Source organism: Acinetobacter sp. 22512, assembly GCF_052044755.1.
GTDB lineage: Bacteria > Pseudomonadota > Gammaproteobacteria > Pseudomonadales > Moraxellaceae > Acinetobacter > Acinetobacter pittii.
Map to the genome: position 1 here is coordinate 178225 of NZ_JBQENP010000003.1, position 18866 is coordinate 197090.

Genomic DNA, 18866 nt, shown 5'->3' on the forward strand with positions numbered 1-18866 from the left:
TTCTGGAAAACATTATGGCCTATATTACCCTAAGGGATGTCCAACTTGCTTTTGGCGGACCTGCCCTGCTCGATGGCGCGAACTTTAATCTAGAACGTGGCGAACGAGTCTGTTTAATTGGTCGTAATGGTGAAGGTAAGTCTACTTTACTTAAACTGATCGAGGGAAGCCTATTACCGGATTCTGGTGAAGTTTCTATTCAAAATGGTTTAACTGTTTCAATGTTAGCCCAAGACGTCCCAATGGATTCAGGTAAGGTTGCTGATATTGTGGCTGATGGCGCAGGAGAAGCTGCCGAAGTACTCAGAGCTTATCATGAAGCAACTGATGCTTGTATGCTAGGAGATATGGAAGCCTGCGATCGTATGGGTAATCTTCAGCATAAGCTCGACCAACTCGACGGCTGGGCACTCGAAAACAAGGTCAATGCCCTGTTAAGTAAAATGGGACTCGACCCAAACGCAGATTTGGCAGACCTTTCAGGTGGTCGTAAACGTCGTGTTTTACTGGCTCGTGCTCTTTTAACGCAGCCAGACGTATTACTTCTAGACGAACCGACGAACCATTTAGATGTTGAAAGTATTGAGTGGCTAGAAAAATTTCTACTCGATCAAAATAATTTAACGCTACTATTTATTTCGCATGACCGTTCTTTTGTAGACAGTATTGCAACTCGAATTGTTGAACTTGACCGTGGCATCCTACGTGGCTACGAAGGCAACTATTCACGCTATTTAGAGCTTAAAGCTCAGCAAATGGAAGCAGAAGAGAAACAAAATGCTCTATTTGATAAAAAATTAGCTGAAGAAGAAGCTTGGATTCGCCAAGGGATTAAAGCTCGTCGTACGCGTAATGAAGGTCGTGTTCGTGCCTTAAAAGCTTTACGTGAAGAATCAAAAGCTCGTCGTTCACAACAAGGCAAAGTGAGCATGGCGACTCAAGAAGCAAATCGCTCTGGTAAATTAGTATTTGATATTGAACACCTAAGTGTATCTTATGATGATAAACCGCTTATCAAAGATTTCTCTACGCTTGTTATGCGTGGTGACCGTATTGGTCTAGTCGGCGATAACGGTGTTGGTAAAACAACGTTAATTAAAGCCATTTTAGGTGAAATCGAACACGGTGGTTCTGTTAAGACAGGTACTCAGTTAGAAGTTGCTTATTTTGATCAATTACGTAATGCCTTAGACCTTGAAAAAACAGTCATGGCTAACGTTTCAGAAGGTTCTGACTTTGTTGATGTAAATGGTAACCGTCGTCATATCTATAGCTATTTACAAGATTTCTTGTTCTCACCTGAACGTGCACGTACACCAGTAAAGGCCCTTTCTGGCGGTGAGCGTAACCGTATTTTGCTTGCTAAATTATTGCTTAAACCATCGAACCTGATTGTGATGGACGAACCAACCAATGACTTGGATATGGTGACTCTTGAGCTACTTGAAGAGATGCTTTCTGAATACAAAGGTACCCTATTACTCATTTCGCATGACCGTGCATTTATGGACAACGTTGTAACATCGACTTGGGTCTTTGATGGTAAAGGCAATATTGCAGAGTACATTGGTGGCTACCAAGACTATTTGCTGCAGCGTCCAGATGATAAAGTTGTAGACCAAAAGTCTGACGTTAAAAAAGCTCAGGCAAAAGCCGAAGCTGAAAAAGCCGCAGCTCAAAGTAACGTGAAAAAGGTCAAACTAAGCTATAAAGACCAACGTGAACTTGAACAACTGCCTGCCGAAATCGAGAAACTGGAAGTTGAACAAGCAGAGCTTTCTGACAAACTTGCAGATGGTTCGTGGTTTGTAAGTAATGCCGATGAAGCAACTAAAGCAAGTCAACGCCTTGCAGAAATTGAAGAGGTATTACTTGAAAAATTAGAGCGTTGGAATGAACTTGAGCAAATGAGTAAAGGAAATTAATTTGTGTTCTTTCCTACAATTTAAATAACAAAAAAGCCTCCTTAAATTAAGGGGGCTTTTTATAGAATATCTATAAATTTGAAAGCTAAAAATCTATGAAAAATACATGATGAGTGATTAAGTTTAGTCAGCCATAATAGTTCAAAATATCGCTCTGATTGAATATAAGACTTATAAAAATAATTATGTTATATCTACCAATATAATAATATTCGAGTATTTTTCATGCTAGATCTTTCTCAAATTTTAGCATTCGGATTAATCTGCTTGGCGATGGTGCTTACCCCTGGCCCAAACATGATTTACCTTATTTCTCGTTCAATTTGCCAAGGAAAAACGGCGGGATTTATTTCACTCGCCGGTGTTGGCGTTGGCTTTGTATTTTATATGCTTTGCGCTTCTTTCGGGATTACAGCGCTTATTGTTGCAGTTCCTTATGCTTACGACACCATTCGTATTGCAGGAGCAATTTATTTACTCTGGCTAGCATGGAAAGCACTACGTCCCAATGCATCCCCAATTTTTGATGTAAAACAATTATCGGTAGACTCCCCAGCTAAACTATTTTTAATGGGTTTTGCTACAAATCTACTTAATCCTAAAATTGCGATTATGTATTTATCGTTATTGCCACAGTTTATTCACCCACAACAAGGCAGTATTTTATGGCAATCCATTCAGCTCGGTACTATTCAAATTTTTGTTAGCCTCTCGGTAAATGCGCTGATTGTGCTTTCTGCGGGTAGCATTGCCCTTTTTCTTCAACAAAAACCCCTTTGGGCAAATATACAACGTTGGCTTATGGGAACGGTGTTAGCTGGGCTTGCTGTTCGTATTCTTTTAGAAAATCGCCGATAACCGCGTTTTACTTCCTCATCTTAACCGCTCAATTCAACAGTGTATTACGACGATAAATTCAGTTCGTGATACACTTTTGCCAGTTTTAATTTTGAATTCTTTATATCGTTATGAGCCAAAAGCAGACTTATACGCCCGGTGAATTTCAATGGTCCTTTTTATTGCCTAAATATTGGGGTATTTGGATTGCCATTGTTTTTTTAATACTTTTGGCTATTTTGCCGTGGGCAATTCAATGGCGTCTGGCTCATGGCTTAGCAAATCTTGCTTGGAGATATTTAAAATCTCGCCGAAAAACAACTATTCGTAATTTAGAAGTCTGCTTTCCCGAATGGTCAGCCGAAAAAGTACAACAACAAGCTAAGCAAGTTTTTGTAGATATGATGCTTGGTGTGTTTGAGACATTAAACGCATGGTATAAGCCTTACTGGTTTAAAAACCGTGTCACCATTGAAGGCTTAGAACACATTACCAATGCTCAAGCTCAGGGCAAAGGTGTTTTATTATTGGGTACTCACAGCACGCTTCTTGATGCTGGCGGCTATGTTTGTGCTCAGTATTTTGAACCAGATGTTGTCTATCGACCTCAAAATAACCCATTGCTCGATATGCTGATTTATCGTTGCCGTGGCACCATTTATAAAGCACAAATCGACCATGATGATATGCGTGGTTTAATTCGTCACCTTAAAGATGGCGATGCCATTTGGTATAGCCCCGATCAAGACTTCGGACTCAAGCAAGGCGTTATGGCACCATTCTTTGGCGTACCAGCGGCCACAGTAACTGCTCATCGTCGTTTACTAAAAATCTCTAAGGCAGTTGCCGTTCCTTTATATTTTTATCGTCACGGTGATGTACAGGACCCTAAATATCATATTTTGATTGAACCTGCGGTAGACAATATGCCAACTGAAGATGAAGTCGATGATGCAACTCGAGTTAATAAAATTATTGAAAATCAGCTTCGCATCGCACCGACTCAATATATGTGGTTCCATCGTCGTTTTAAGACACGTCCTGAGGGATATGAAGAGATTTATTAAGATAACGCTGTAATGATTTTAAATTGATGACAGACACAGCCTTAATTTAAAGTGAAATTCAAATACTATCCAATAGGCAGACCTTACTTTTTAAGGATAAAAAGTAAGCAAAAATCCTTTGTTCCGCTGATGTTACCTCCTTGTAACACAGCGAAACAGCGACATCCATGTCGCTAGCACGATAGTAAATTCCGGATAATGATTTAGTTTGAAATGATGTATCTATGGATGGTCCATCTTTTATGAATGTATAAGGCAAAAAACAATGAAAGTGATGCAACTTCTCCCAGAACTTAATAGCGGTGGCGTAGAACGCGGCACGCTAGAAATTGCACGCGCACTTGTTGCACAGGGCCATCAATCTCTGGTTGTGTCTAATGGCGGACGATTAGTGTCTCAACTTGAAGCTGAAGATTCTATTCACTTAACGCTACCAATTCATAAAAAATCACTTTCAAGCTTGTGGCAAATTCGTCCTTTACGCCAGCTGATTGAACAGCATCAACCCGATATTGTTCATGTGCGCTCTCGTGTACCAGCTTGGCTTACTCACTTTGCCTTAAGAAAAATACCTGCAAACAAACGCCCTCACCTCATTAGCACTGTACATGGTTTCTATTCGGTTAATCGTTATAGTGCGATTATGACTCAAGCTGAAAAAGTGATTGCTGTTTCTGACAGCGTGGTTAAATACATCACTGACCATTATAAAAACTGTCCACCGCAAGATATTGTGCGAATTTATCGGGGCATTGACCCAACAGCTTTTCCACATAATTACCAGCCCTCAGCACAATGGTTTAACCAAGTTTTTAATGACTTTCCTGAGCTTGAAAATAAGTTTTTACTTTGCTTACCTGGTCGTATTACACGCTTAAAGGGGCATGAAAGTTTAATTGAACTGATGCAACAACTTCAGTCGCAATATCCTCAGCTACATGCGGTTGTTGTCGGTGGTGCTGATGCCAAAAAGCAAGCTTACTTAAGTGAATTGCAAAGTACTATTCAAAGTAAAGGGCTCGCAGATAAAATTACCTTCGTAGGTCATCGCTCAGATATTCGGGAATGGCTCGCTTTTAGCGATATTGTGCTCTCTCTATCCAATCAAGCCGAAACATTCGGTAGAACAGCCTTAGAAGCACTTTCAGTGGGTTCGCCAGTGGTTGGCTGGAACCGTGGCGGTGTTGCCGAGATTTTATCGAATGTATACTCCCAAGGTCTTGTTGAAGCAGAAAATGAAAAAGCATTAATCGAGACTGTGAAAAAGCATATTGAACAACCTCAAATCGTTGCTCCTGTCACTATGTTTAGCTTAAAAGATATGTGTGATCAAACACTAGAACTTTATCAACACGTTTTGAAATAACCCAATAAAAAACCCGCGATATTCGCGGGTTTTTTTACAACTAAAAGAAAGCTATCTTATTTAAATGTTGCTTCATAAGCGGCAGCTTTTTCAGAGTCGTATTGTTTTTCCCATTTACTGATTACAAGTACAGCAAGTGCGTTACCAACAACGTTCAAAGCAGTACGAGCCATATCCATAATACGGTCAACACCAGCAATAAATGCTAAGCCTTCAAGCGGGATACCAACAGTATGTAAAGTTGCTAATAGGACAACAAATGATACGCCAGGAACACCAGCAATACCTTTAGAAGTAATCATCAAAGTAATAACCAAGATTACCTGTTGACCGATTGACATATCTATACCATAAAGCTGTGCAATAAAGATTGCTGCGATACTTTGGTAAAGTGTAGAACCGTCGAGGTTAAATGAATAACCTGTTGGGATCACAAAACTGGAAATTGCTTTTGGCGCACCGTAAGCTTCCATTTTTTGCATAATACGTGGTAAAACTGTTTCCGAGCTTGCTGTTGAGAATGCTAAAATCAATTCATCTTTTAAAATCTTAAACAAGATAAAGATGTTGATTCCAAACATTTTTGCGGTAATACCCAAAACCACAAAAGCAAAGAAAAAGATAGCGGCATAAACCAACACTACCAATTTAGCTAATGGAATGAGTGAAGTAAAACCGAAGTTAGCAACAGTTACTGCGATTAAACCAAACACACCCACAGGTGCATATTTCATGATGATGTGCGTTACACGGAACATCGTTTCTGAAACTGCATGAAACACATTTAACAATGGGTCTTTAGTAGTTGCTGGCAATGAAGACAGACCAATACCAAACAACACAGCAAAGAAAATCACAGGCAACATTTCACCGTGTGCCATAGAGTTAACAATATTGGTTGGAATCATGGACAAAATTGTCTGTACCAATCCATGTGACTGAGAACCAACTTCTTGAGCTGTATGCTGATATTGCGAAATATCAGTCGTCACTAACATCGCTTTATCTACACCAGCACCTGGTTGGAAAATATTTGCCGCAACCAAACCAACCAAAATAGCAATAGTCGTAATAATTTCAAAATAGAGAATGGTTTTAAAACCAAGTCGCCCTAAACTTTTCGTACTGCCAACACCTGCAATACCTAAAATCAAGGTAGAGAAAACGATTGGAATAACAATCATTTTAATCAGGCTAATAAATATCTTACCAAGTGGGGTAAGAACATTATTCACAATACTGTCTTTGATTTCAGGCTGGTTATGTAAAACAGCCCCGACAACTATCCCTAGGATTAAAGCAATTAAAATTTGCCAAGCAAGGCTAAATTTAAAATTCTTCATAAGACAATCCTTATGCACCGCAAAGTATCAAATATGAGAGGGAGAAGACCACTAACTAAGAGTGAAACCTCAACATGCACACTAATTCCCAAACAGAAATTTAAATGTACAAACAAATCACAACCCGCCGATCCGGCGAAGTAAAAAACAATGCCTGTTGACGATCCAACATGTCAACGATCGGCACATTCTATTGAGATTTATTAATTAAACAACCCCAATTTATCTTTAAATAAATCAAAGCCTATATTTATCCATTAATACTCTATAAAAACAAAAACTTAGATAAAAAAATTTTTATATCTTTTTTCATTAAAAATTACGCAGATGTATATGAAAATTTATAAAGGCTTAACGCGAATTAAATAGATTTTAAAAATAAGATAATCTTGGAAATATTTATTTGATTTACAATAAATTTAATAAGGTATATAAAAATATCAACCCGAGTTCTGCATCCTGCAAAACTCGGGTAAATGAGGTTGTGCTTTCAGGTTAATAATTATTTTTATCGTTTCCGTTCCAACATCTGATCCGTGATGCTATTCCATATCAGCGTTGTGTATCCTTACTTGGGACTATCCATTCCCGGTTCCGTGTGCCGATGAATGTAGAATAAGGTTTTTATAACCCTCTGCCTATTCGCCCTAGACTCAAATCTTTGTACGATATTGCTTACATCACTTTTTATATTCTTTTTATTTATAAGGCTGTGCAATTTTATCAGTTACTACTTTTTCTTCAGCTTCAGCCTTTGCAATTCCTTCTTGGATAGCTCTTTGCGCCTCTTCTTCATCATCTTGAGTTTGTTCCAGTTCCTCTTGAATATGCTCAAATATTCGACCAGTCTGCAAAACCACATAGACAGGAAAATGATCAGATCCGATATGAGGTAAACGCTGCATCTTCACTAAACCGAAATCGGTACTATGGAAAATATGGTCTAAAGACCAGCGCAATAAAGGATAGTCCGCATGAAAAGTATTAATGAAATGTCGCCCAACACGCGGGTCAAGCAATCCACTAATTCGTTGAAATAACCGTGTAGTACGTGACCACGCTACATCGTTTAAATCACCCATCACAATACAGCTTTCATCTAGATCTTTAATTTGGTCGCCCACAATTAAAAGTTCAGCATCGCGTAAAGTCGAATCCTTCGCCTCAGTTGGACTAGGGGGCTTAGGATGCAAACAATAGAGTTGAACTGGCATACCAGACCGTAAATTCACAGTGGTATGAATAGAGGGAATTTCATCACTGAGAATAAATTTAACTTCAGTATTTGATAAAGGTAGACGGCTATATAAATGCATGCCGTAGAGATTATCTAAAGGTACAGGAACACGATAAGGATAGTCACTTTCAATCTCCCTTAAAGCATTTTCCCATGTCGTATCGCTTTCTAATGTAAGTAGTAAATCTGGTTTTAATGTCCTGATCTGTTCAAGCAATAAATGATACTTATCATTAGGAGTAAGGACATTCGATACGATTAATGAAATCTGCTTTTGTGGATCTAATTGAGATGTCTTCACCTGTTTAACCTGTTTTTTCCAAAACAAGGTATAAGGCAAAATCATTTTAAGCTGATAGGCAATGGCAGCAATGAGCGCAGCCAGCACGACTTCACGCCAGAGATTCCATTCGTTGGGCCAAAACAGTATTCCTATAAAGGCTAAAAGACCAACAAATAAAATCTGCAACCGAGGGAAGTCGGCACCACGAAACCACCACTCATCACGAGGAATAAGTGACCAGAAACTTAACCAAATCACCAGACCAGCTAGAACTTCGATATAAATCATTGAATTTTCTCTTTTAAGATGATTTGTTTTTTAAAGTTTTTGTCATCTTTATCAATTTTGTATGTAACATAAACAAGATATTCTACTCAATAAAGATGGTGTTTTGTTTCTGTAACGCTTGCAGTTGTGGACACTTTTGATACACTCAACTCCCCCTAACAATTTTAACGCACCGAGGCAAAATGACATGAAAGTAGGTCTGGTCGGTTGGCGCGGGATGGTCGGTTCCGTCCTTATGCAACGTATGGTTGAAGAGAATGATTTTGCTCATATTGAGCCATTTTATTTCTCTACCAGTAATGCAGGTGGTGAAGCTCCTTCATTTGGTGGTAAGACTGCCCCAGCACTTATGGAAGCTACAGACATTAATAGTCTGAAGCAAATGGATGTCATTATTACCTGTCAAGGTGGTGACTATACGTCTGAAGTTTTCCCACAGTTAAAAGCGACTGGTTGGGATGGCTACTGGATTGACGCAGCTTCAACTTTACGTATGTCAGATGATGCAATCATCGTTCTTGACCCAGTAAACCTTAACGTCATCAAAGACGGATTGGTTAACGGCACCAAAACTTTCGTAGGTGGTAACTGTACAGTATCACTTATGTTGATGGGTGTAGGTTCACTTTTCCAAAATAATTTGGTGGAGTGGATGACTGCTATGACTTATCAAGCAGCATCAGGTGCTGGCGCACAAAACATGCGTGAGCTACTTACTGGCATGGGCTACTTATACAACAATACTAAAACATTGTTAGATGATCCTAAATCTGCAATTTTGGATATTGATCGTCAAGTTGCCGAGTTACAACGTGGTGAAGGTTTCCCATCTGCTAACTTTGGTGTGCCATTAGCTGGTTCATTAATTCCTTATATTGATAAACAGCTCGAAAGCGGTCAGTCAAAAGAAGAGTGGAAAGGTCAGGTTGAAACCAACAAGATCTTGGGTAACTCACAAATTGTTCCTATCGACGGCCACTGTGTGCGTATTGGTGCGATGCGTTGCCACTCTCAGGCGCTTACTATCAAGTTGAAAAAAGATGTGCCGCTTGATGAAATCGAAGATATGATTCGTACTTCAAGCCAATGGGCGAAAGTTGTACCAAACACTCGTGAAGCGTCTATGACTGACCTTACACCTGTTGCTGTAACTGGTACTTTAACTGTGCCTGTAGGTCGTCTACGTAAACTCAACATGGGTAAAGAATATCTAGGTGCATTTACAGTAGGTGACCAGTTACTTTGGGGTGCTGCTGAGCCTTTACGTCGCATGCTACGTATTTTAGTTGAATACAAAAGCTCATAATTTGATTTGAATTATTCAGTCAAAATAAAAAGCCGATCACATTAGATCGGCTTTTTCGTAACTGGTTTGTGAAAATTTTACAATTTATTTACATTTCATTATTGTATAATTTTGAATGACTTTACGACTTATTAGGTCATGGATTGAGATGACTGTTTATAACAAATTAAAAATTGCCATTTTCACCATTATGTCTTCGCCTTCTATTTATGCGATTACATTAGACCCTATACAAATTCAGTCCGCACCTGGCGATTTGTTATATGCCGAAATGAATTTCCAACAAGCTGACCCCAACGCTACCCTACAAGTCAGTCTAGCGACTCCTGAAGATTTAAGCGCTTTAGGCGTAACTCATCAGCCGCCCGGAAATCTTAATTTTTATACACGCCAAAACGGTCAAGGCTCAGGGGTTATTGTGATTACCTCATCTCGCCCTGTGATTGATCCTGAACTAAATATTGTAGTAAAAATTAGTGAAGGTTCTGCCACACGTTTGCAGCATATCAAAACCGTAATTAAGCCTTCTTCTATAAAAAAGACTGAAAATAACGAAAGTACTTTGTCACCTCAGTTTATTGTCAATGAAAAAGACATTGCTCTAAATCTGCCAGAAAGTACTCGATATGCGTCACCAACTTTGGCCTCAACTCCAACTGATTCGAATAGTGAACATAGCCTTAATATTAACTCTGGAACTGCTCCAGCTGTAAATACAAATTCATCCAATACACTTAGTGCAAATTCTTCTACTCAACTTGCTCAACAAGTTACAACAGCTACTACTCTAGATCAGACAGAAATTAAACCAACCAGCGCTAAGACAGCTACAAATAATTCACCAAAAACTCCGGTCAAAAATCTAACAGCACAAAAGAAATCTGTACCTCAAAAAGCGTTTAACCAAAATCCTGCGAAGAAACAATCGTTAAGTTCCTACAAAGGACCAGCATCATCAGGTAAATATGTGGTACAGCGAAATGAGTCTTTATGGAGCATTGCTAATCGTATTGCCGCGAAAACAAAACAACCTGTTGCGAAAGTCATGCATGATATTCAAACACAAAACCGACATGCTTTTATTCAAGGTGATGTAAATCGTTTGCGTCAGGGAATCGCACTTAACCTAGCTCACTCTCCTGCAGCTAAACCTCAGCAAAACAAGTCAAAAACAGATATCGCACATACTGCAAAATCAACTTCTGGCAAAGCAAAATACCGTTTACAGCAAGCCGAAATGAGTATTGTGGCTGAAAACAGTCAAAATTCTACGCATGGAAGTGCTAAAAAGAGCACACAACAAAGTCAAAACAATACTGAGTTAGCAGTAAAAGTTATGACAACAAGAGAAAAAACCGTTACATTACAAAGGAATGTAACCAAACTAAATCAAACTTTACGTTTAAAAGACCAACGTATTCAACTTCTGAATGCACGTTTGGCAGAGTTACAACAGCAGTTAAAAGCACAGCAACAGACTCATAAGCAAAAGCATTAAGTTAAAACCAGAGTCAGCTCGCTTTATATTGCAAATATTTATTTTTTAAGGGGAAAGTAATGTTATATGTGATTCCATTCATCATATTGCTCGTGGTCGCTGTCATTTTAAAAAAACGCGAAAATAGCCAAAAGCAAGAGTCGAATTCCCCTAAAACAATAAATAGAAAAACCAATAAAAAAGCGAACTCTAAATCAAGTAAAAACTCGCGTGAAAAAACTAAAGTAAATGTAGTTGAAGAATCTATTCCCTCTACCCCACAAAGCAGTCCTGTTCCAGACGCTGTTCGTCAGAAGATTCAGCTACTTATTCAAGAAAGACAATTCTCAGCCGCTGAAGCTCAAGTCAATCAGGCGCTAAAGAAAGATAATACGCAACATGAACTTTATTTATTGCTACTTGAGATTCATATTGCACAAAAAGATGAGTTTGCAATAACTCAACTGATTAGCCATATTCGTAGCTTAGCGCTCAATGAAATAGCCATTCAAGCAGAAGCCAGACAAAAAGAATATGAGTCATCAAGACAACCAGATGCGATCGATTTTCCTCAAGCTCAAACATACCAAGAGCCAAAAAATACATCTGATGCAACAGCTCAGTTTGACCAATTAACAACAAGTTCTTCTGAAACTTCTTTTGATGAATTGCAGCAAGACTATACGCCTGTAAAGCAAGAACCTGCTGTTGAAGTTGAACCTTTAGAGTTTAACTTTTCATTTGAGCAAACCACGACTACCGAAAGTACCAGCCAACCAACACAGAAATCAGAGTTATCGCCATCTCAAGAAACAAATGAGCTAGCTGACCTAGAGTTTTCTTTTGACTTGGCACCTCTGCATGAATCTGAGGAAAAAAACCAGACAGTAGCGGCACCAGCAGCTCAAGAGAACACCAATGCTTTGGATTTTAATCTTGAATTAACCCATGAAAATCCAGAAGTAAAACCTAATGAACAGATCTCATCATTAGATGAGCTTCAACTCTTAGAACAAGTTCCATTAGACTCGAATTCAATAGCACCTTTTGAGTTTTCGCTAGACGAGCCTGCATTAGTTACAGCACCAGAGATTGAAACTCAAAACCTTGTAGACCTAGTAGGCGAAGAAACTACCCCAGATCAAACTAAAGATCCCCTTGTAGAAGCTTTTCCAGAATTAAAACAGTTAGATGAAAATGAACTTGATCTAAAACTAGCTGAGCAATACATCAAGTTAGGAGCCTACCCAGCAGCTCAAGCCTTATTGGCAAGCAATGAGCAAAAATTCAACACAGAACAACAACAACGCGCGAAAAACTTACTTAATCGCATAGCTTCTTAGAACTGTTCGATTTACCATAAGCAGTCAGAGATGACTGCTTTTTTATGCCTGCAAAAATATGAAAAAAATAGCCTTATTTTATATGGGTGGTACTTTTGGTTGCATTGGTGAACCTCTAGCTCCTATGCCTTATGAGCAATTCTTACCTCAACTTGAAAAAGTGATTCCCCCACACTTAACAGTTGACTGCTTTGCTGCACCCAATATTGTTGATAGCAGTGCATGCACGGCACCTGACTGGTTACGCCTGATTCAACGTATACAACAACTACAACTTGAAGGTTATCAGCATTTCGTTGTTATTCATGGTACAGACACGCTCAGTTATGCGGCTGCGACCCTAGCCCGCTTTTTAGGCCAAAGCTGTCATATTGTGATCACCGGTAGCCAATACCCGTTACTCAATATTCAAGGCGATAACACCCGTGAATTTACTGATGCAATTGAGAACTTATATCTAGCATTAGAACAAGTGATTGCTTTACCTGTAGGTGCTTATCTCGCATTCCACCATCAAGTGTTCCATGCTCAAACTGCATTAAAAACGCATACGACTGAACTCGATGCATTTTCAGGGTTAAGTAGTGAAGCTGAGTTTACGCCTCAGCAAAATGAATTGATCGTACAAGATACCCAAATTGAACGAGCTGCTTCCTTCCAGATTTTAAACTGGATGATGCAACCCATTGCAACACAGCACTTAGTACAACAATTACGTCACTTACTTTCAGCCCCACCACACTTTTTAGTGTTACAAGGTTTTGGTACTGGCAATATTGCAGTAAACCAAGAATTACTCGCAACATTAGATGAACTTTACGCACGTGGCTGTGTTCCAATTCTTACCACTCAGGTGACATTCGGTGGTATTGATCAACGTTATGCGATTAGTGCCTGGACCAAAACTGCAAAAATTGTCATCAGTGATGCTCATAGCCATGCAGATCTCTATGCAAAAGCCCTTCAAATCTATTTAAAATACCCAACCCCAGAACAATGGCTCAGCCATTGGAATGAAAATTAGCATTAAATAGAGGTGAAGCTATGCAACGTTATGCAGTCGGTATTGAATTTAGCGGAGTTCAATACCGAGGTTGGCAAACACAACAGCCAGGCGTTGCCAGCGTTCAGGAAACGATCGAGCGTGTACTGAGTAAAATTGCAGATGAGCCCATTGCACTTCACGGTGCGGGTCGTACTGATGCGGGAGTACATGCAACGAATATGGTGGCGCACTTTGACACGAACGCTATTCGTCCAGAAACGGGGTGGTTAAGAGGGGCAAATAGTCAACTACCTAAAGATATTTCAATTCAGTGGATTAAACTGATGGATGAAAATTTTCATGCCCGCTTTAAAGCGACTGCTCGACGTTACCGCTATATCATCTATAACGCACCGCATCGCCCAGCACTATTACACAAGCAAGTTACGCACATTTACCAAAAGCTAGACGTGCAAAAGATGATTAAAGCTGCTAGTAAATTTGAAGGAACGCATAACTTTGAAACTTTCCGCGCAGCAGCATGCCAATCAAACCAGCCTGTTCGACATGTAAAACATTGCCGTTTATTTGAACATGGACGCTATTTAGTTTTAGATATTCAAGCAGATGGTTTTTTACACCATATGGTACGTAATATTGTCGGTTGCTTACTCGAAATTGGTCAAGGTATGTATGAAATTGATCATATCGATGCAATGTTTGCAGCGCAGGATCGTAAGGCAGCTGGGGTAACCGCCCCACCCGATGGCCTTTATTTTATTCAGTGTAATTATCCTGAACAGTTTGATTTGCCGCAGCCACCACTTGGGCCACATTGGCTGAACTTACCAGATTAAAATATTTAAAACTCAGTATCAAAATTAAGCATTAAATAAGATACGCGACAAAGTCATACGCAACCTGCCCTAAATATATAATTATATGTTTTTGCGATGCATTAGATATTGATAATTATCTAACAGGTTTTGCGTATGACAATGGTTTTGGTTACTTTTCCCGAAAGAAAAGTAACTCTAGCTGAAAGCCGATCCAATTATAAAAGCCTCAATGGCACGACTCCGTCATGACATAGAATAAATTAACGGTGCTGCTTACGCTTACGGTATTCCACAGGTGTTTCATTCGTCCAACGCTTAAATGCACGATAGAACGTACTTGGTTCAGAGAAGCCAGTTAAATACACAATACGTTCAACACTCTCATTGGTATTTGCCAGAAGCTTTTTAGCCAAACGACAACGATAGTCAGAAAGTATTTGTTGAAAACTGGTATTTGCCTCACTGAGCTGAGTACGTAAACGACGCGGCGTAATATTCAACTGAGCAGCAACCGTCTCTAAAGTTGTTTCTCCACTTTCAAGTGTCGAACCAATCGCACGACGAACCTCACCCACTAAATCATAACGGGCGAGTTCTTGTAACTTTTCAATCGCTAATTGTTCATGCAATTGAAGTAACTCAGGCTCTGCCTGCCAAAGCTGAAAATCTAAAATAGCTGGGTCAAAATATAAACGTGTCTCTTTCTGACCTAAGCTAACTGGGCAGCCAAATACACGGAAATATTCATCCTCAGAAGCTCCTTCGCTAAAATTAAAATCGATGAAGATAGGATGAAATTGTCCTTCAGTAATGAACTTAAAAAATCTAAGCACGCCCGAAATCGCACATTCAGAGAAATGACGATTGACGAGATTGTCAGCACCAATCTGTTCACCATTAGTTAAATAACAACGTCCTTCTTCAACGACTAGTTTTGCATCAAATGCATCACTAATCAGTCGTTGATAAGCTAAGGCTCGTTTTAAGCCTTCACCAAAGGTTTCACTACTAATAAATAGATGTTCAATCACCTGCCCTCGATACAAAGGCAAATGTTCACCTAAATGCAGACCGATGTCTGGATCTTTACTGACTTCCTGAGCGGCAGTCCAAAAGGCGTACTGTGCACTTAACGGTGTACGTGCATTGGTATCGACCTGATTTAAAGCAACTCCCGCTTTGGTTAATATTTCTTCTGTTGGCAAACCCGCACGACGAATCGCTTGGTAGCCAAAGCGTAATACAACTGATGCATCTGTTAGCTGACCCACGCAGTGCCCTTCCATGTAGATACTTCATTGATATTTAGGGCTGTTGACCTTTATGCAATTAACAGTCCCTAATAACTATGATTTTAGATTAGCGTTGATTGACCAAACTGACAACAGAATTACACTTCTTTTGTGAAAAAAATTACATCTTTTTTTATTAGTCATACTTTAACCAGATGCTTTAGCAGAAGTGTGTCTATCTTGTTTTTTTTAAAAAAATTGACTATAATTTGCGCCTTTCCAATTTGATCATCAGGTAGGCTATGGCCAATAAAGAGGAACTCATTGAGTTCGAAGGCGTTGTCACCGAAACGCTTCCTAATACGATGTTCCGTGTACGTCTTGAAAACGGTCACGAAGTTATTGCACACATTTCTGGTAAAATGCGTAAACACTATATTCGTATTCTTACTGGCGACAGTGTAAAAGTCGAAATGACTCCATATGACTTAACTAAAGGTCGTATTACGTACCGTGCTCGCTAATTAGTGAATGCAAAAAAGCCACTTTATGATGTGGCTTTTTTATTGCGTTATTTATTCACTTAGGCGACTGGTTTTACATCCCACCGTTTGGCATTCACGCAATCTTTCTTGCAGCCAATGGTTTCTTTCTTGCGTTGTCTGTAAACGACATTGCACGTCTACACTATTCCTATTTGAATCTGTACACTCAGCATCACGTTGACGTATCCATGCAAGCTGAGACTTCTTAAGAATATTTTTCTGCGCGGTGTTTAACTTTACTCGCAGTGCTTGATAGTTCTTGTTTAGATCTGCATCAGCACTCGCATAAATTTTATTTGTACAGTAAATATCATCGTAAGTATTGCGGGCACTATCACAGTTATCTGCATAGACTGAAGTCACGCCAAAGCTGCATAGAAATGCAAAAAATATTTTTTTCATCATGTTTTCCTTAAGTTTTTTACAAAATAATTATAAAGCCTTTTGAATATTAGTATGAATCTCTAAATAAACTTATTCTCCATTTATCTTAATCCTCCTTTTTTGCTTTACAAGCTTGTAAATACAACCTATTGTTCTTTAATAATAAATATAATTTCATATAGTGAGAAAAATGAACATATATACCCGCTGCCAAATTGGCTTATTATCTTTCATCATTATTTGTCTTAACGGTTGTGCTAGCCACCCACGTCAATCCGTAGATTTACAGGAATATTTAAAAGGCTTTTTAGGAAAATCATCGGCGACCATTCAACAAGATATCAATCTACGTAGTCTTGGTTTTCAAGTCGCCAATACACCGCAAAAAACACCCAATCAGCTCATCTATACGATTTTGCGTCCTTTAAGCATTCCTATTCCGATGGTGAGTAATGTTGATATGAGAGGAAGCTCTATTCCTGTCCAATCAGGAAATCTGAGCGGCAATTCTTATGATATTAATTTCAATTGCAAAGTGATTTTCCAGCTTAAAAATGACATTGCCGAGTCAATTCAATATGAAGGTAAAGCCTGTTAAAACATAGGCATAAAAAAACGCAGCTCAACGCTGCGTTTTTTTATAATAAGCTTTTAAGCAAGAGCAGCTACAACAGCCTCACCCATTTCAGCCGTACCTACTTTTGTCATACCTTCAGACATAATATCTGCTGTACGCAAACCTTGATCAAGCACTTGACCTACTGCATCTTCAATTGCTTTTGCAGCAGCTTCTTCACGGAATGTGTAGCGAAGCATCATTGCAACTGAAAGAATAGTTGCTAATGGGTTTGCCACATTTTGACCCGCGATATCAGGTGCAGAACCATGGCAAGGCTCATACATACCTTTGCCATTTTCATCTAACGAAGCCGATGGCAACATGCCGATTGAACCTGTAAGCATTGCTGCTTCATCAGATAAGATGTCGCCAAACAAGTTACCCGTTACGATCACGTCAAACTGTTTCGGTGCACGTACAAGTTGCATTGCAGCGTTATCAACATACATATGTGAAAGCTGAATATTTGAATAATTTGCTTGCTGTAAATCAGTAACTGTTTGCTTCCAAAGCTCTGTAACTTCCAAAACGTTAGCTTTATCTACAGAACAAACCTTTCCACCACGTAAGCCTGCAAGTTCAAAAGCTACTTTTGCAATACGCTTAATTTCGCTTTCAGAGTAAACGTCAGTGTTATACCCTTGCTTTTCACCGTTTTCGAGTTCACGGATACCACGTGGCTGACCGAAATAGATACCGCCAGTTAATTCACGAACAATTAAAATATCTAAGCCAGCAACAATTTCAGGCTTCAAACTAGAAGCATCTGCTAATTGCGGATATAAAATCGCTGGGCGCAAGTTAGCAAACAAGTTAAGTTCACTACGAATTTTTAAAAGACCACGTTCAGGGCGAATAGAGCGCTCAATAGTGTCCCATTTTGGTCCGCCTACCGCACCTAATAAAATTGCATCAGCTTTTTTTGCTTGTTCACTTGTTACTGCTGGGTACGGTTCACCATGCGCATCAATTGCCGCGCCGCCTAATAAGCCATGTTCCCAAGTTAACGATAAATTAAATTTTTCATTTACTGTATTTAATACTTTTTCTGCTGCCCCAACAATTTCAGGACCAATACCATCACCAGCTAAAATTAAAATCTGTTTAGACATGAACTTTTTTCCATTTTCCAAAGACAAGCAGTGCTACAACTACCGCGGTGTTAGTTTTTTCTGCTCAAGGAATTCACCTAGTCCTGTTGTAACATCAAATGGTCGACAAAAACGGCGAATGACATGCCCATCTTGTTCTAAATCGACACATAATGGATCTGGTACAGAAACATTCAGCAAACTACCCGAACGGTTAGATTTGTCTCGGTACATTTTAAATGTATAGCGATGGTTAGCATTAAACTGGTGAATCACATGAAATGTTTCTGCACGATCCGGAGAGATCGGATAGAAACGGATCACCACTTCATATTGTTTAGCAGGCACAGATAAATATAAGCTGTTAGTTTGGCTAAGCACTGAACCTTGTAATCTCACAATCCCTTGATGAATTGCCTGATTACTAATTCTTCGTGTTTGCGCATCCACTACAGTAATATCATTTAGTCGTTCAAATTCACAACTCTTCGCGCCCGAACAATATATTGCTGCATTCTGCCCCAAATTTTCTTGTTCAGCCTGCTTAATGCGGACAGTATCCACTACATTGTAAGTGCTTTGACAAGCACTGAGTGTTATTGCGCACAGGCTCAACAAAAAGCTATGAGTAACGTTCCTCTTCATTGTTCAAGCCCAATCCTCATCTAGTGCATAATTCTAAGGTGTTTTTATGCTTTA

17 protein-coding genes are annotated in these 18866 nt (G+C 39.3%); 11 read left to right on the plus strand and 6 right to left on the minus strand.

All coding sequences use genetic code 11. The annotated features are described in order from the left end of the window. Window positions 1-14: 14 nt before the first annotated feature. From ACTJJG_RS05230 to ACTJJG_RS05245, 4 genes are all read left to right on the plus strand, one after another. On the plus strand, window positions 15-1925 hold the full coding sequence (locus tag ACTJJG_RS05230) for an ATP-binding cassette domain-containing protein (RefSeq protein ID WP_372552480.1): 1911 nt from the start codon (window positions 15-17) through the stop codon (window positions 1923-1925). Window positions 1926-2150: 225 nt separating this feature from the next. Then, window positions 2151-2783 carry a LysE family translocator gene (locus tag ACTJJG_RS05235; protein WP_372552479.1) on the plus strand — a complete coding sequence of 211 codons (633 nt, stop codon included), beginning with the start codon at window positions 2151-2153 and terminating at the stop codon, window positions 2781-2783. Between the two features lie 110 nt (window positions 2784-2893). After that, a complete protein-coding gene (gene lpxL / locus ACTJJG_RS05240) occupies window positions 2894-3829 on the plus strand; it encodes an LpxL/LpxP family Kdo(2)-lipid IV(A) lauroyl/palmitoleoyl acyltransferase (protein WP_372552478.1) in 936 nt (311 codons plus the stop codon). 265 nt (window positions 3830-4094) lie between these two features. Next, entirely contained in the window at window positions 4095-5195 is a 1101-nt protein-coding gene (locus tag ACTJJG_RS05245) for a glycosyltransferase family 4 protein (RefSeq protein WP_372552477.1), read from the plus strand. Window positions 5196-5251: 56 nt separating this feature from the next. On the opposite strand, the gene gltP is transcribed toward ACTJJG_RS05245, so the two are convergent. Together gltP and ACTJJG_RS05255 are read right to left on the minus strand one after the other, a co-directional pair. Beyond that, entirely contained in the window at window positions 5252-6538 is a 1287-nt protein-coding gene (gene gltP / locus ACTJJG_RS05250) for a glutamate/aspartate:proton symporter GltP (protein ID WP_002114864.1), read from the minus strand. Between the two features lie 698 nt (window positions 6539-7236). Then, on the minus strand, window positions 7237-8346 hold the full coding sequence (locus ACTJJG_RS05255) for an endonuclease/exonuclease/phosphatase family protein (protein ID WP_032056255.1): 1110 nt from the start codon (window positions 8344-8346) through the stop codon (window positions 7237-7239). 187 nt (window positions 8347-8533) lie between these two features. Between ACTJJG_RS05255 and asd the strand changes: the two genes are divergently transcribed. From asd to truA, 5 genes are all read left to right on the plus strand, one after another. Then, window positions 8534-9652: an aspartate-semialdehyde dehydrogenase gene (gene asd, locus ACTJJG_RS05260; RefSeq protein ID WP_005066045.1), complete on the plus strand. Its 1119-nt coding sequence runs from the start codon at window positions 8534-8536 to the stop codon at window positions 9650-9652. Window positions 9653-9800: 148 nt separating this feature from the next. Further along, window positions 9801-11150: a type IV pilus assembly protein FimV gene (locus ACTJJG_RS05265; protein ID WP_032056256.1), complete on the plus strand. Its 1350-nt coding sequence runs from the start codon at window positions 9801-9803 to the stop codon at window positions 11148-11150. 59 nt (window positions 11151-11209) lie between these two features. Next, a complete protein-coding gene (locus ACTJJG_RS05270) occupies window positions 11210-12472 on the plus strand; it encodes a hypothetical protein (protein ID WP_032056257.1) in 1263 nt (420 codons plus the stop codon). Between the two features lie 58 nt (window positions 12473-12530). Then, the gene (locus ACTJJG_RS05275) at window positions 12531-13496 is read left to right on the plus strand and encodes an asparaginase (protein WP_019768016.1); all 966 of its coding nucleotides are present in this window, start codon (window positions 12531-12533) and stop codon (window positions 13494-13496) included. A 20-nt stretch (window positions 13497-13516) separates the two neighbouring features. Next, window positions 13517-14314 carry a tRNA pseudouridine(38-40) synthase TruA gene (gene truA, locus ACTJJG_RS05280; protein WP_017385691.1) on the plus strand — a complete coding sequence of 266 codons (798 nt, stop codon included), beginning with the start codon at window positions 13517-13519 and terminating at the stop codon, window positions 14312-14314. Between the two features lie 242 nt (window positions 14315-14556). Here the strand turns inward: truA and ACTJJG_RS05285 are convergent, their stop codons facing one another. Beyond that, window positions 14557-15567, minus strand: coding sequence for an AraC family transcriptional regulator (locus ACTJJG_RS05285; RefSeq protein ID WP_005066032.1), 1011 nt, complete (start codon window positions 15565-15567; stop codon window positions 14557-14559). A gap of 263 nt (window positions 15568-15830) precedes the next feature. Here ACTJJG_RS05285 and infA point away from each other — a divergent pair, with 263 nt between their 5' ends. After that, window positions 15831-16052 (plus strand): translation initiation factor IF-1, encoded by a 222-nt coding sequence (infA, locus tag ACTJJG_RS05290; protein WP_001284370.1) that lies wholly within the window; start codon window positions 15831-15833, stop codon window positions 16050-16052. A gap of 51 nt (window positions 16053-16103) precedes the next feature. Here the strand turns inward: infA and ACTJJG_RS05295 are convergent, their stop codons facing one another. After that, the gene (locus ACTJJG_RS05295; RefSeq protein WP_002114916.1) at window positions 16104-16478 is read right to left on the minus strand and encodes a lysozyme inhibitor LprI family protein; all 375 of its coding nucleotides are present in this window, start codon (window positions 16476-16478) and stop codon (window positions 16104-16106) included. Window positions 16479-16647: 169 nt separating this feature from the next. Between ACTJJG_RS05295 and ACTJJG_RS05300 the strand changes: the two genes are divergently transcribed. Further along, window positions 16648-17055 carry a hypothetical protein gene (locus ACTJJG_RS05300; RefSeq protein ID WP_005079209.1) on the plus strand — a complete coding sequence of 136 codons (408 nt, stop codon included), beginning with the start codon at window positions 16648-16650 and terminating at the stop codon, window positions 17053-17055. A 53-nt stretch (window positions 17056-17108) separates the two neighbouring features. On the opposite strand, the gene leuB is transcribed toward ACTJJG_RS05300, so the two are convergent. Both leuB and ACTJJG_RS05310 read right to left on the minus strand, forming a co-directional pair. Further along, a complete protein-coding gene (gene leuB, locus ACTJJG_RS05305) occupies window positions 17109-18188 on the minus strand; it encodes a 3-isopropylmalate dehydrogenase (RefSeq protein WP_002114882.1) in 1080 nt (359 codons plus the stop codon). A 39-nt stretch (window positions 18189-18227) separates the two neighbouring features. Then, window positions 18228-18812 carry a hypothetical protein gene (locus ACTJJG_RS05310; protein ID WP_005066026.1) on the minus strand — a complete coding sequence of 195 codons (585 nt, stop codon included), beginning with the start codon at window positions 18810-18812 and terminating at the stop codon, window positions 18228-18230. Window positions 18813-18866: the final 54 nt, after the last annotated feature.

Bases quoted from the DNA above. Each gene is read 5' to 3' on its own strand.
- ACTJJG_RS05230 (WP_372552480.1), top strand. From the start codon at position 15: ATGGCCTATATTACCCTAAGGGATGTCCAACTTGCTTTTGGCGGACCT.
- ACTJJG_RS05235 (WP_372552479.1), top strand. From the start codon at position 2,151: ATGCTAGATCTTTCTCAAATTTTAGCATTCGGATTAATCTGCTTGGCG.
- lpxL (WP_372552478.1), top strand. From the start codon at position 2,894: ATGAGCCAAAAGCAGACTTATACGCCCGGTGAATTTCAATGGTCCTTT.
- ACTJJG_RS05245 (WP_372552477.1), top strand. From the start codon at position 4,095: ATGAAAGTGATGCAACTTCTCCCAGAACTTAATAGCGGTGGCGTAGAA.
- gltP (WP_002114864.1), bottom strand. From the start codon at position 6,538: ATGAAGAATTTTAAATTTAGCCTTGCTTGGCAAATTTTAATTGCTTTA.
- ACTJJG_RS05255 (WP_032056255.1), bottom strand. From the start codon at position 8,346: ATGATTTATATCGAAGTTCTAGCTGGTCTGGTGATTTGGTTAAGTTTC.
- asd (WP_005066045.1), top strand. From the start codon at position 8,534: ATGAAAGTAGGTCTGGTCGGTTGGCGCGGGATGGTCGGTTCCGTCCTT.
- ACTJJG_RS05265 (WP_032056256.1), top strand. From the start codon at position 9,801: ATGACTGTTTATAACAAATTAAAAATTGCCATTTTCACCATTATGTCT.
- ACTJJG_RS05270 (WP_032056257.1), top strand. From the start codon at position 11,210: ATGTTATATGTGATTCCATTCATCATATTGCTCGTGGTCGCTGTCATT.
- ACTJJG_RS05275 (WP_019768016.1), top strand. From the start codon at position 12,531: ATGAAAAAAATAGCCTTATTTTATATGGGTGGTACTTTTGGTTGCATT.
- truA (WP_017385691.1), top strand. From the start codon at position 13,517: ATGCAACGTTATGCAGTCGGTATTGAATTTAGCGGAGTTCAATACCGA.
- infA (WP_001284370.1), top strand. From the start codon at position 15,831: ATGGCCAATAAAGAGGAACTCATTGAGTTCGAAGGCGTTGTCACCGAA.
- ACTJJG_RS05295 (WP_002114916.1), bottom strand. From the start codon at position 16,478: ATGATGAAAAAAATATTTTTTGCATTTCTATGCAGCTTTGGCGTGACT.
- ACTJJG_RS05300 (WP_005079209.1), top strand. From the start codon at position 16,648: ATGAACATATATACCCGCTGCCAAATTGGCTTATTATCTTTCATCATT.
- leuB (WP_002114882.1), bottom strand. From the start codon at position 18,188: ATGTCTAAACAGATTTTAATTTTAGCTGGTGATGGTATTGGTCCTGAA.
- ACTJJG_RS05310 (WP_005066026.1), bottom strand. From the start codon at position 18,812: ATGAAGAGGAACGTTACTCATAGCTTTTTGTTGAGCCTGTGCGCAATA.